Annotated in this window: 19 protein-coding genes; 7 read left to right on the forward strand and 12 right to left on the reverse strand. The window is 37.9% G+C overall.

What is annotated here, in order from left to right; genetic code table 11:
• The first annotated feature begins 1 nt into the window (after window position 1).
• The 6 genes from NLF99_RS05175 (at window position 2) to NLF99_RS05200 (ending at window position 5256) form a co-directional block, all read left to right on the forward strand.
• Window positions 2-1951, forward strand: a complete 1950-nt coding sequence (locus NLF99_RS05175; RefSeq protein WP_254526995.1) for a GDSL-type esterase/lipase family protein — start codon at window positions 2-4, stop codon at window positions 1949-1951.
• 764 nt (window positions 1952-2715) lie between these two features.
• Window positions 2716-3165 (forward strand): lysozyme, encoded by a 450-nt coding sequence (locus NLF99_RS05180; RefSeq protein WP_254526996.1) that lies wholly within the window; start codon window positions 2716-2718, stop codon window positions 3163-3165.
• Window positions 3166-3172: 7 nt separating this feature from the next.
• Window positions 3173-3511 (forward strand): hypothetical protein, encoded by a 339-nt coding sequence (locus NLF99_RS05185; RefSeq protein WP_185216172.1) that lies wholly within the window; start codon window positions 3173-3175, stop codon window positions 3509-3511.
• Between the two features lie 160 nt (window positions 3512-3671).
• Entirely contained in the window at window positions 3672-4202 is a 531-nt protein-coding gene (locus NLF99_RS05190; protein ID WP_254526997.1) for a hypothetical protein, read from the forward strand.
• Between the two features lie 66 nt (window positions 4203-4268).
• Window positions 4269-4448 (forward strand): hypothetical protein, encoded by a 180-nt coding sequence (locus NLF99_RS05195; RefSeq protein WP_254526998.1) that lies wholly within the window; start codon window positions 4269-4271, stop codon window positions 4446-4448.
• A gap of 550 nt (window positions 4449-4998) precedes the next feature.
• Window positions 4999-5256 (forward strand): hypothetical protein, encoded by a 258-nt coding sequence (locus NLF99_RS05200; protein WP_254526999.1) that lies wholly within the window; start codon window positions 4999-5001, stop codon window positions 5254-5256.
• Between the two features lie 412 nt (window positions 5257-5668).
• Here NLF99_RS05200 and NLF99_RS05205 read toward each other — a convergent pair whose 3' ends face one another.
• The 3 genes from NLF99_RS05205 to NLF99_RS05215 form a co-directional block, all read right to left on the reverse strand.
• Complete coding sequence (locus NLF99_RS05205) at window positions 5669-5914, reverse strand: hypothetical protein (protein WP_254527000.1); 246 nt, start codon at window positions 5912-5914, stop codon at window positions 5669-5671.
• A 22-nt stretch (window positions 5915-5936) separates the two neighbouring features.
• Complete coding sequence (locus NLF99_RS05210) at window positions 5937-6200, reverse strand: hypothetical protein (protein ID WP_254527001.1); 264 nt, start codon at window positions 6198-6200, stop codon at window positions 5937-5939.
• Between the two features lie 101 nt (window positions 6201-6301).
• Window positions 6302-6589 carry a GIY-YIG nuclease family protein gene (locus tag NLF99_RS05215; protein ID WP_254527002.1) on the reverse strand — a complete coding sequence of 96 codons (288 nt, stop codon included), beginning with the start codon at window positions 6587-6589 and terminating at the stop codon, window positions 6302-6304.
• Between the two features lie 107 nt (window positions 6590-6696).
• Between NLF99_RS05215 and NLF99_RS05220 the strand changes: the two genes are divergently transcribed.
• Window positions 6697-7188 carry a hypothetical protein gene (locus tag NLF99_RS05220; protein ID WP_254527003.1) on the forward strand — a complete coding sequence of 164 codons (492 nt, stop codon included), beginning with the start codon at window positions 6697-6699 and terminating at the stop codon, window positions 7186-7188.
• Between the two features lie 358 nt (window positions 7189-7546).
• Here NLF99_RS05220 and NLF99_RS05225 read toward each other — a convergent pair whose 3' ends face one another.
• From NLF99_RS05225 to NLF99_RS05260, 9 genes are read right to left on the reverse strand one after another with little or no spacing between them, the layout of a single operon-like run.
• A complete protein-coding gene (locus NLF99_RS05225) occupies window positions 7547-7897 on the reverse strand; it encodes a helix-turn-helix domain-containing protein (RefSeq protein WP_185216180.1) in 351 nt (116 codons plus the stop codon).
• Entirely contained in the window at window positions 7894-10419 is a 2526-nt protein-coding gene (locus tag NLF99_RS05230) for a DNA methyltransferase (protein ID WP_254527004.1), read from the reverse strand. The genes NLF99_RS05225 and NLF99_RS05230 overlap by 4 nt, the downstream gene beginning before the upstream one ends.
• Complete coding sequence (locus tag NLF99_RS05235; protein ID WP_254527005.1) at window positions 10416-10586, reverse strand: hypothetical protein; 171 nt, start codon at window positions 10584-10586, stop codon at window positions 10416-10418. The genes NLF99_RS05230 and NLF99_RS05235 overlap by 4 nt, the downstream gene beginning before the upstream one ends.
• Window positions 10583-10942: a hypothetical protein gene (locus NLF99_RS05240; RefSeq protein ID WP_254527006.1), complete on the reverse strand. Its 360-nt coding sequence runs from the start codon at window positions 10940-10942 to the stop codon at window positions 10583-10585. Before NLF99_RS05240 ends, NLF99_RS05235 begins: the two co-directional genes overlap by 4 nt.
• On the reverse strand, window positions 10923-11222 hold the full coding sequence (locus NLF99_RS05245) for a hypothetical protein (RefSeq protein WP_254527007.1): 300 nt from the start codon (window positions 11220-11222) through the stop codon (window positions 10923-10925). The genes NLF99_RS05240 and NLF99_RS05245 overlap by 20 nt, the downstream gene beginning before the upstream one ends.
• A complete protein-coding gene (locus tag NLF99_RS19675) occupies window positions 11210-11335 on the reverse strand; it encodes a hypothetical protein (RefSeq protein ID WP_302328295.1) in 126 nt (41 codons plus the stop codon). The genes NLF99_RS05245 and NLF99_RS19675 overlap by 13 nt, the downstream gene beginning before the upstream one ends.
• Window positions 11335-11922, reverse strand: a complete 588-nt coding sequence (locus tag NLF99_RS05250) for a hypothetical protein (protein WP_254527008.1) — start codon at window positions 11920-11922, stop codon at window positions 11335-11337. The genes NLF99_RS19675 and NLF99_RS05250 overlap by 1 nt, the downstream gene beginning before the upstream one ends.
• Window positions 11919-12140 (reverse strand): hypothetical protein, encoded by a 222-nt coding sequence (locus tag NLF99_RS05255; RefSeq protein WP_254527009.1) that lies wholly within the window; start codon window positions 12138-12140, stop codon window positions 11919-11921. Before NLF99_RS05255 ends, NLF99_RS05250 begins: the two co-directional genes overlap by 4 nt.
• A gap of 5 nt (window positions 12141-12145) precedes the next feature.
• Window positions 12146-12700: a hypothetical protein gene (locus NLF99_RS05260; protein WP_254527010.1), complete on the reverse strand. Its 555-nt coding sequence runs from the start codon at window positions 12698-12700 to the stop codon at window positions 12146-12148.
• Window positions 12701-12702 lie beyond the last annotated feature (2 nt).

The following is a 12702-nucleotide window of genomic DNA, read 5'->3' on the forward strand; positions in this document are numbered from 1 at the left end:
TATGGCAGGTGAAGAGGATAAAGTGAAGTTCCCCTTTGGAATGGGGATAGCGGAAGTCATAAAAGGAGAAGATTGGTTTTTGATGGCCGATGAAAACGGTGAAGCATTAGCATCACAATGGAACAAGGCCAAAGAGTTTTTGAACATTACCGGTATAGAACTAGAACCCCTAGTAGGAGGAGACAGCTCTGCTACTGCCCTTGTCGTGGCCAATGGTCCTGCAGGAGAACAGAGAACAGCAGAAGTATCTAGCGGTAAATGGTATGACTTCGGTAGTGGTCCTGTAGAGGCCAGTGCTGACAGACGTTGGAAATCCTATTGGAGCGGAACTTCTTGGGTCCTGAAGGACATGGGGGCGTTGCCGGACTCACTTGCTGACGGCGATGTGTTGCCCGGAAACAAAAAGGCTCCTGACGGAAATAAGATTTACAACAAAAGGGCGTCCAAGAGAACGGAACTTATGGCCGATGATTTTTCTAAGGCTTTCGTTTCTAAGCCTGTCGCCAAGGAGGTTGTGGGATCTAGGTTCGATAACGGCTATTATATCGGATCGACAGGGGAGTTTGTCTATGATCCAGCATATAAGACCGGACCTTTCCAAAAATATGTGGGGCCAGACCCTTTAATGTACAAAGGCGAGATAGATGGCCTTAAACCTGCTGTTGTCGGGTTTGATCAAGACTTCAATTATCTTGGAGTTGTCAGCGGACCGTTGGTATCAAACTCTGTTTATACAAATGTTCCTGTAACCTTACCGGGCGTGGTATATGTTAGGCCATCATTCAAGACCAACGGGAACGAATCTTTTATCGTACCCACTTCTGAATACGCTTTCAATATCACCATCAAGAACCCTCAGCTGTTCAATAAGTCCGCTGTTGTTACCGAGGCAATGAAGCAATTCGGGGTTATGGAGAATAGGTATATATCAAATACCACAGGGGCATTGAATACGTCTAATGGTTGGTACACGGCTTATGTTCCACTTACAAACTACAAATACCCACGTATATATGTAACAGGCGTAACCACTTTTGCAGAGAACAAATGGGGAAGGTTCATTGATTCAAGCGGAGCGTTGATCTCTTTCGGGAGCTATGCAGACCTTTCGACCATTGGTCTTGCAGTACCTTCAAATGCCATAGCCTTTGAGGTTACTGTCAAGCACGCCAACGATCCGATGAAGGTCATGGATTCAATCATGATATCCTTTGACAAGAGTCCATATGAAAGTTTCAGGTCAAATCCGGCAACCATTGGAGCCGTAATGAACATCCCATTGTCGGGAAATGTGGATACAGGCATTAAGCAGTCACCTGATACATTCATGATTGCTGGAGATTCCCTTGTTAAGCAGGGTGATGGCACCGGCACATATCCTGGATTGCAGGTCCTACTTAAAGAAAAGGTAAACTTTGCCAACTTCTATTCCTTTGGATATCCTGGATCAGCGTTGACGGCTCCAACTGAAGGAACAGGAAGTATAATCCAGAATAGGTCTGCCTGGACAATTGGAGATGTTAATGCACTCCTTTGTGGAACCAATGATTTTAGGTTAAGTCGACCTATCGGAGATTTCCATACTGATTATATTAACGGTACAGGATTAAACTATTTCACTTTTTATGGTGCATTGAGGGTTTATATTGATTATATCAGAACAAGCAAACCACAATCAAGTATTATTTTCATCACACCACCAAATAGAGATAATAGTGGGTATAACACATATACTAAGAATTCAGTTAACAAGACTTTAGTAGATTACTGCATCGCCATGGAATTAGTTGCCGAAAAAGAAGGTATACCCATTATAAGTTCCATCAAGGAAGTTCCCATAACTTTGAGAAGCCTTGGTGTTGATACTTGGGATGGATTGCATTTGAACAGTTCAGGATACGCCAAACTGTTTGCAGAGTTTTATCCAAAGGTTTTAAAGATCATCAGGTAGTAACAAGCCACTATTTCGGTAGGGGCTGATATAAAATAGATAGTGCGGAAACATTCAAAGAAAAAGCCAGTGGATTTCGATATCCACTAGCATTGAAACATAATGTAAGGAACTCCTGGGCTGTTGTTCGGAGAGAGGGCCCAGGTAGAACACTTACCTAGTCAGCGAAAAATTCGCGATGCGTAAACATATAAAATATTATATAAAAATATATCACGGTAATGTGAATGTTGCAAACAGAAAAAAGGCCCAGTCTATGGAAAGACGGGGCCACCTGATATGTAAACCCTTTGAGAGGTCTGCATGTTGCGATGATTAAGATAGGAAATAAAAACAAGAAACCCAACGGACACTACACCATTGGGTTCCAAAAACTACTCATTTACCTATTAGATTATCCAAAGTTAATTGAAATATGGTAAACAAAAAAGCCCAACAGATAAACTGATGGGCCTAGAAAATGAAAAACCTTCTAATTGGGATTGAAGGGTTTTATGAAGGTACATATTAAAAACAAAAAACCCAACAGCGGGAGGGTTGCCATTGGGTCATGAATGTATATAGAATTAAATGTTCTTAAATATAGTGATAATAAAACGAAACCCAATAACTGGAAACGCTATTGGGTCACTATCTAAATTATGGTAAAATTTATGGGGACTTAAAGATAGTGAATAAAAACAAAAAGCCCAACGGGTCGCATTCCATTGGGCCAAACCGAAACTGCTATGAGAACTAACAGTTGTTTAAATATAGGAAAAAAAATGAAAACAGGAGAAAAGGGATTGGCATTGATCAAGAGCTTTGAGGGATTCTATCCCAAGCCTTACAGGGACCCGATTGGTATTCCTACCATTGGATATGGTTTCACATATTATTTGCCTGATAGGCGTAAGGTAACGATGCAGGACAGGCCATTGACGGAACATCAGGCCACATGCATGCTGCAGGAGATCTTGAAGGGGTACGAGAACGATGTAAACAGGCTCGTACGTGTGCAGTTGACACAGGACCAGTTCGATGCCTTGGTGAGCTTTACCTTCAATCTGGGTGCGACAAATCTCAGCAAATCTACACTATTAAAAAAGCTCAATGTAAACCCAAACGATCCTTCAATCCGTGATGAGTTCGCAAAATGGAACAAGGCCGGGGGAAAGGTGTTTGCAGGATTGGTAAGGAGAAGAAAAGCAGAAGCGGATTTATATTTCAGTTAGTAAGGGGATGAATGAGTTAGAAAAAGAGCAACAGTCACAACCAAAAGGTAGCAAACAGCCAACTTTCATGCAGATAGTTAGCCATCCTGTTACCTATGCATTGATGGTTGTGGTGTCGGTATTCTGGTTTGTCCTCTATTGGGTAACCGATAGGGGCGACAGTCAGAACGACAAGATGATCCAGATGCAGGACAGGCTATACCAACAGATGATCGAGGAAGTAAGGAAACAGGTCACACCTGCAGTTGATAGGGTTAACGAAGCCGCCACCAAAGTGGATAGTGCTGCAATCCGTGTTGATAGTGTTGCTCAACAACAAAAACTAAGGAAAGGAGCTAAGAAATGAGGTGGTTTTTATTGATGTTCTTGGTAATAAGCGTAAGCTATCAACCAAAGAGCGAACCTAGCAAAAGGAACGAATTAGCAGAGCCTATTGAAAACATTGTTATCAAACTCGATACGATTTCCAATAAGCTAGACAGTATTTCACAGAAGATAGAACAATTATGAGAATAATTTTAATGGCTATGGCCTGCGCTCTATTGACTGGTTGCGGACTTTTCAAGAAATCAAATAAGATTGATAAAACGCTAACTAGCATAGAGGTGAGTAAAGATGTCAAGGTCAGTACTGATACCAAAAAGGAGCAATTGGACAGATCCAAAACTGATGTCAAATCAAGCGTCCATAGCGATGAAAGCACAAAGGTCTATCCAACTAAGGGAACTGAAGTGAAAATCAATCCTGATGGCTCCATGACGTTCCAAGCTGACAGTATAATCCAAAAGGCAAGAAGGAACAGCAATGAGGCCAAGAATATTGCCAATGATATAAAGAATACATTAGATCAGAAGGCAGACAGTGTCGCTGAAGAAAAGGGAAAGAAAGAAGAAAAGAAGCAGTCCGAGGAAAGGACCAGTACACCGGATAAGGGGGCAATTTTCGTTAATAAGATTGGCTGGTCGGTAGCAATCTTGATTATATTGATTGTCGGTGCTTGGTGGTTTTTTGGGATTGGAAGGAGGAAAAAACATTAAAATCCCCAAAAATGGGAAATTGGTGTTAAACTATTTGGAATGTTTTTTGTTATTTAGATTAAATATATGGAAGGATATACCCACTTAGCAGAATTGTACGGTTTCCGTTGTTGGTATAACGATGAAACTGGAGAAGTCAAAGGAACTAATTGGTTTAATGAAAAAATGATTGATTTATTTATTTGGTTAGACACAACCTTTGATATGAATGATGGCTTCTACATTAAGGTAATTGAGAAGCTCTAAAAAAGAAGCTTACTCATTCTAGGTCATAATTTTCGGCTTCTATAAAACTAGATCATTTTTCTACTTTTTAACGGGGATTTTAAAGGGTCTCCCGTTTGGTCTCCGAATTACTCTACCTTTTACCGTAATCGTCATTCGGAAAATATACTCCTGATTGTCGTCTTTTTTGGAATTATCTAACGCCATTGTCAAATATATTTTTAGTCAGGACTGCCTTTTTCAGCCCTCAATCCCTATTTACTTCTCCCATAGGGAAGGGATTACTCGAATACGATCGAGATTGACCTAAAAAAGCCCCGACCTTCTCGAGTGGTCGAGGCAATTTTTTTACACATGGCCTTTACACAGTTGTTTGATTAAAGGATTTGACAGTGTCTTGGTTAAATAATTCCGAGACAAATGTATTACTAAAAATGAAATTATAAAAAGTTTTATATAAATTATTTAAAAAATTCCTTTTGGTTGACAAAGGACATAATTAAAAATATCCTGTATTTCTTTGTTTTACTAAGCTTAAGAAAGTACCTTTATTCAAAATAATAAATGAATAATGGAAGATAAAGTCGATTTTGTAATTAATCAAGCGGATGGATCGGAATCATTTTTTACTGCATACATAAAAAAAGATGGACATAAATTAGATATCACCCTCACAACTGATACTGGGGTCCGCGAATTCTTCGAAATTATTAAAGAAGATTCAGAAATTATCGTGAATACTTTATCAATGTCTATAAGGTTGCAATCGCATACACCTTTATATAAAAAACTGCTGGAAATTGGAGAAGTTTATTTTCAGCCACTCTAACCAGTGGCTTTTTTATAAATAACCCCAGTTGAAATGCTGAAAACAACTGGGGAATTAACGAAAATTATCATGCAAAAGCATGATCGTTTAAATATACAAAATAAATTCCCCGAGACCATGACGAAACGGGGAATCTAAATTTAGTAAACCACTATATTAATTGCTCTTTTACATCAAACATACGAGATTGATAATAGTTTGGAAAAAAATAATCCCCAGCACCTACGAAAATACCGGGGAAATATCAATACAAAAACCTTGGCTCGTTGAGCCTACTATCCCAATTAACAAACAAAGATTATAATTGTTTAAAAAATGCCGCCTACCTTTATGGGATAGACGGCAATTTTTATGAATATAAATATTACTTGTTTGCAGTGATAAAACAACGGATAATAAAATTTTGTTTTTCCTATTCCATTTTTTTGATCGGTCTATTGCCTTTCTTGAAGTGCACGAACCGTGTATAGAACCAATGCAATGCGCTTGCTTCATCTTCGTTACGGGCGTAGCCTTCTATTTCCTCACGGGATTTATCCATAAGCGTTGCACCTATTTCATTGAGGATAATATCACGAATGTTCCTTGCATCCGTATTCTTTAACGGTTGCTCGCATTCTTTGATTGCCTGGAGTATTTTGTCTATTGTGGATTGCATGGAACAAAGGTAAGTAAAAAGCCTAACGGTAGGTTAGGCTTGTGAATTTTGGTTTAAAATCTTGCCATAGTTCCAAGGCAGTTTTCTGTATTTGAGGTAACCAATCTTCGTTGTTTACTCTTATTCCTTTCTTTTTACCCTTTTCTAAGTAGGTAACAAAAGCATAGTATGACATGTTTTCCTTTGATTTATCGTAGTCATATCTAAAACTATCAAAGTGAAATGTAATTTCAACCTTTAAACGATTGCCATTATCTAATTTGAATATCTTCTCTTTATGTGCCATTATATGCAAAATTAATGATTTCCATTGAAGATTTTTAGCGCCCTTTCAATAGCTTTCTTGGTGTCTTGTTGGCGACCGTATAGCAAAGCCAACTCGGTATATTACGACTTAAATTTCGGCCAAAGGTTGTAGCCAATATCAGGATTATTGGACTGATATTTCCTGATAAGTTCAACTTCAACCTTATTAACTTCTTTAATGTCATCCGTGTAGGATTCCCAAAGTATTTGTTTTCTTATGGTAAAATCCAACATTTGGTCCTCTGTGAAATCAGCAGCAATCAATCTGCTGTTAGCACTGCCGAAATAATTCAAAGTGTTGGTTAGGTCTTTCCCAATGTATATTTTGCCGTTCGGATATGTTATTTTGTAGATTACTTTCTTTTGCATATCCATAAATTTATAGGTAATAACTGATAAAATTTAATCTTTATACTTTTCTAGTTGTAACGTTAATTACATTATATTAGAGTTTTATTTAATCATGTAATTTTCAAATGAGAGTTTTTACTTATATTTTATTTGGGTTGATTTTTTTAGGTATAAACATAAATAAAGCACAATGCCAGAATAATTTTAATTCAAATGGGATTAAAGATCAAAAATTTAACCTTACAGGAACTATTCTTGTTTCTTCGCCGAGTGGTGAAATTTTAACCAAGAGCGAAAACATAAGGTCTATATCATATTTATCGCTAATAAAGTTAGATAAAAACGAAGGATATCTTATTTCAATAAAAAATTCGAAATTGAATATAGATGATGTTTTTAACGTTAAAATAACAGAAAAAGTTGCAGACTTGACAAATCATTTTGATGGCATCAAAGATACATTTGCATACAGTGGTATTTTGACAAATATTGAAAAAAATAGTGAATCGTATGGTTTTATGGCCTCTTTTACCAGTAAAGATGAGAGTAAATTTAATTTATTTACAATTATAATTAGCCATAACAACTATAATGAAGTTATTTCTTTCTTACGATAACCAAATTTCGTGATAATACTTTCATTTCTTATTTAAATTATACCATTGATTTTTAAATAATAGTAGGGGGTATTTAATTCCCCAAGATTGGGGAGGGTGTTAAACATTTAAATTTATGGTCCTCACAGCTATCTGAACATTTAACCAGAGTATCCCATGGACTTATTTCTCCGCTTTCAAATTGCTCCTTGGTATATTTGGGATGCTCTTAATGATGATGCGTAAGATCTCCTATTTTAAATGATTGCCCAACAAATCGGCAGTTGTAGCATTGTTTTCTTTTCTTCATCTGTTCAAACTTATATGTTATCACTTATTTCACTGATAATAGATAATATCACTCTTTCCGGTGTTAACCCTATTTCAATTGTTTTATCAATATTTCTTCCACGCTTGTTGATAGTTTCCTGAACTCACTGTCTACTTGGAATAGATCCTCATGCATGGAAAGGCTGTTTATTACCGTTGCATGGTTTCGGCCGCCAATAAGATCTCCTATCTGCTGTAATGTAAGCTTGGTGTACTTCCTTAGATAGTGGCAGATAAGCGAACGTGCCGTAACAAATTCCCTTAACCGGGATTTGCCCTTAACCTGTTGCAGCGTGATTCCCGTAACCTCGCTGACCGCTTCTATTACTGGTCCCTTGTCCTTATTAAGGAAGGATAGCCTATCGTAGCTATCCAGTCCTAAGTATATTAGTGGGGTCATGAGGCATCCTGTAACATGTCGAATAAAGTCGGTACCGATAGTTTGTACTCCAATGCTTTCAAATAGAATAGACCATCATCATAATAATCTGGATTAAGCTCTGCTGATATCGCTTTACGGCCAAGCTTCAATGATTGATGGGCTGTAGAGAATAATCCGCCAAATGGGTCATCCACCAAGTCACCTTCATTTGTGAAACGATAGATCAATCGATCGATGATATCTAATTGAAGAGGGCAAATATGCTTCTCACGTTTCCTATTCGCCTGATTTGCATTCAGCGTATTCATTCGGTTGATATCAGTCCATACAAGATCATTGCTTGATGTCGGTGGAATGGTCATGAACAATTTGGAAAGCTTTCCAGACCTGTCAAGATCCTCACAAACTCGTAGATGTTCCTGGAAATTGTAAACAGTAGCTCGGTCGAACTCTTTCCATTTGTTGAACACATACTTCATATCGGCTTTGGATAGTTCCTCAAATGACAGGAAACGATCGCCAGAAGATTTCCAATAAGCATGTGCATCCAACTGCCAAAGGCTTAAAAGGTATTCATCTATTTTCTTAACCACAGGATCATCGGCGTAGGCATTGTTCATTTCCGTAGGGGCTTTGCGAAATAATAGAACGTATTCAGGTAATCCAACTCCCATTTTTGTCGCATCCTTGCGCTGTTCGCCCCATGTGAGCCGGTATGTTTGATTATTTTCCCTAACAACATCTGTTGTAATTGTGATTTTCCCTACCAAATAAAATCCATGTTTGCGAAAGCATCTAACTGTATCTCCACTGAAATCATCGATCGTAGTAAAGCAGGTGCCGTTTTGATGGGAATACCGAATACGGTCCTTAACATGGATTGCAGCTATACGGCCAGGCTTTAATGTCCGGTGAAGCTCCGGTACCAGGAAATCCATTTGCTCAAAAAATCCCTCATTTCCGAAATTGTGTCCGAAATCATTGTAATTGTCGCTGTATTCGTAGTGGTCCCCGAATGGGATAGAGGTCAGGATCATGTCACTGTGGTTGTCCGGCATTTCCTGATGTATAATCGTTGTATCCTCATTGTAAACCGTAGCTCCGGCTACAACTGCAGATCTTCTGTTATTAAAAAGTTGACGTTTCATGTCTGATCTAATTTTATTGGTATTCAATCCGTATTCACGGACCAGATTTATCATTTCCGTTTGAAGTTCGATATGGTTACCCCATTTCTCTTTCAAGGCTTTTAATACTTCCCTTTCATTTTGGGTGTGGATGATGTAGACGTTGACCTCATTAGTCTGCCCAAATCTGTAAGTCCTATGGATGGCTTGAATGAAATCATTGAATTTGTAGTCTATACCTACGAAAATCATGTTATTGCAATGGTGCTGTAAGTTACATCCTGATCCGGCTATCTTAGGTTTGGTAGATAGGATCTGATATTTCCCTTCGGAGAAATCTATCAATAGCCTTTCTTTCTCATCATTGGATTGAGATCCGTAAACCGATTGCAGATCATCATGGAGTGAAACCGTTTTGAATTTCCTTTCTATGGCCATACGTTCACTTTCCAGGTGATGCCAAAGAATCCAGTTTGAATAAGGTCCATTCTGTTGAACAATATCAAAGGCTTTATCAACCCGTAGACTTACGCTCTCAGATTTCTCACGACTAACATCAACCAGACTTTTTGTTGTGTCCTTGAATAATACGATATCACCTTTCTTATTTTGGATAACATCATCGGTCAAATTTTGGACCTCGATCTCATGTATGTTCAATTTCGGTAGGTCATATCCGATATCATCAAATCCCAGATCACTTGGTTTATTGATAAAAACAGCCCATGTTGCTACCCATTTCCAAAACTCCTCCTTCTTGTTTTCGTAAAGAGTTAGATGACCAGCTTTGGTACTATCTCTTTGGAAGAATCTTGTTAATGCGTGACCTCGATCGATTACTCCAAGATAGTCTGCATAATTAAGAATCTCTATGAAATCATTTGGCGTTGGCGTAGCAGTTGCAACGAACCGGTAAGGGATCTGTTTGAAATACTGCAGAACATAATTCGTTGTCTCTGTTTTAAGGTTGCGCAGAATGGATGCTTCATCGAATGACACGCCGCCAAACATCAAAGGATCTATATCGCCTTTCCTTACCCGTTCGTAATTCGTGAGATATATCTTCTTATCGTATTTGATGCTATCCGTCGTTTCTGTGATATATTCAACCTCAAATCCGGTATTTAGAAAATCATTATCCCTTTTAAACTCACCAACTACGGCCAGGGGCATGCAGATCAGGAAAGGTTTACCGGTGATCTCAATAACCTGTTTTGCAATTTCAAGCTGCATCATAGATTTACCAAGTCCGAAACTTGCGAATATTGCCCTACGCCCACCTTCGATACACCATGGTACGATTACCTTCTGATGTGGTAGAAGCTTATCGGATAACCTGGATGGATCTATCTTGGTACCGAAGTTTTCGGCAATTACAATCTTGCTTTCTAAAAATTCTTTATAATTTTTCATCCCTCAAATATTTTAATCTGCTTATTCGGTTTGTTCAATTGCTCCTCGGCTTTGATTGCTTCGAGTTTCTTCCTTGCTAGTCCGATTACTTCGAGCATCTGATCGTGATTCAAACCATTCTCCTGGAGATAGGCTATTATCATATCTGCTTGTTCTTGGATGGTCATCCCTCTTGCCCTCCATCTTGGGTGTGGATATTGCCGAGCAAAGAGCCTTTAACAGCCTGTAATATCTCTTCGTAAAGCTGTGATTTTAGGTTACAAGGCTTACCGAAAATATCTTTGTATCGTTCAAATACATAGGTATCAAAATCGTCCTGAGTCAATCCTTCGCCATCGTTGGCGTCTTCTAAGAAAATACCTGCAAGTCTTTGACAATCCATATGAGATTTCCATGTATAGCCTTCTCCACCATCCACATTGAATGACGTATGATAATTTTCACCTTTATTAATTTTCAATCCACAGAAATTGCAGACATGGTCTTTATTTGCTTTGACTACTTTATTCGATAGTGTTTCCATTTGTGTTTGATTTTAAGTGGTTGTATTTGGTTAATAATGTATCAACTTCATTACGCTTATCGCTACCTAAGTAACCTTTAACATCTTCCAACATCTCAACAAGCTCCGCATTATGCTCTTGAAGATCCTGTGTTTGGGATTGACTTTCATCCAATTGATATTTCAAAACAGCTATTCTAATATCTTTATCTGACATCGTTACGCTCATTTCTGCCATACAGGAATAACCGTTTGCTAATGCTACTTTTCCAAGCAGTTCTTTTGTTGTTAATCTTTCCATTTTGTTGTGTGTTTATGTGCATACTCCTTTGATATCTGTAGCATTTCTTCCTTTTCTTCTGGTGTCAATCGAATACCGAAAAACATCCTGATATTTTTAAGTAGCTTTTTCATTATGCAGATAGGTTTTTAAATTTCTTTTCTTCTGATTCCTTCCATGCTGATCGGATTTCCTCGTTGCTCCTTGGATCATCAAGCTCCACGAACTTTATAGTATTCTTGGAATCGTACATAGGTACAGAGCGCATGGCTTTGGGCTGTTTGGTTTGGAATATCTTTTCGTTCTTCTGTAGCTTGACATGTCCCTTTTGCATCGATGGTTTATCGATAGGTTCCGTTACCTTGGTTTTTATCCTTGTATTGGGCCTTGACTTCAACTTTGGATCTGCCTTTTGCCTTATCATCTTGAACTTTCCTTTTTCAGGGTGTTTCTGAAGCAACTGGTTCACGTATCTAGTGGTTATGCCGTATTTAATACCTACTTCAATTGATGTCATCGTAAGTCTGTCAATTGCCATTTGATCGTACATCTTCCTCTTTTCAGAAGAAGCACGGTCCGCAACCCCAATTATCCTCCGGATTATTGACCTTACACTGTTGTAGTTTATACCGGTTTCTTTGGTTATTTCAATAGGGGACTTTCCTGATCTTGACAGATAGACTATCATGTCTATTTCTTCGGTTGTGAATTTCTTTTTCATGATTCCTCCTTAACTGCTTTTAGAACTCTTTGGAAAACATCGTTTTCACATTCGTATTCCTCAATGAGAATTCCGTAAATACTTTCCTTTTTTGATCTTCCTGTTATCCATAGGAAGAAATAGGCACTATGCCAACCAAAGGCTTTTATCCTTCCTTCCATAGTTATTAATTCACCATCTTCATTAATGGCTGAATAATGGGTTATGAATGTTTTCATCTGATTTAATCTTTTGTCACGTGAATAGACATTATCAACCCTACTTGGTGTTCGGGTCTAATCATCGTAGTTAACAGTATTGCTCCATTAGGTTTGGTGAATTCTAGTTTTAAATATTGTCCTTCTGTTTGAAACATTACATCTTGAACCTTTTTTAGTAATACAGCATTAAGTCCTAAAACATTAAGGCTGCTATTAGCTTTTTTAGGTATTACTTTTTCTATGTCAGGATATTTATCGTCATAGAATTCATGTGTAATGGTCATCATACCTTTTTTTGACTTGATGCCATTAGGGAGTATTTCAAACCAATCACACTTTTTCATAATTTGTAAATGGGATTTATGAAGAAGTTTACCATCTAGTATTTTGGCACATTCTTCATCAATATCATGAAGTGATAAATGTTGTTTTATAGCTACATGTGCATCAGTAGCATATACATATCCATTTTTAAAATACACACATTGCATTGCAGGTCTTAGGTCGTCATTACTGCAAATGGTTTCTAATTTGGTATCAAGGAAATTGCTTTTTCCTATATTCATTTTAATGTTCATAA

Source organism: Sphingobacterium sp. LZ11T8, from assembly GCF_024261425.1.
GTDB lineage: Bacteria > Bacteroidota > Bacteroidia > Sphingobacteriales > Sphingobacteriaceae > Sphingobacterium.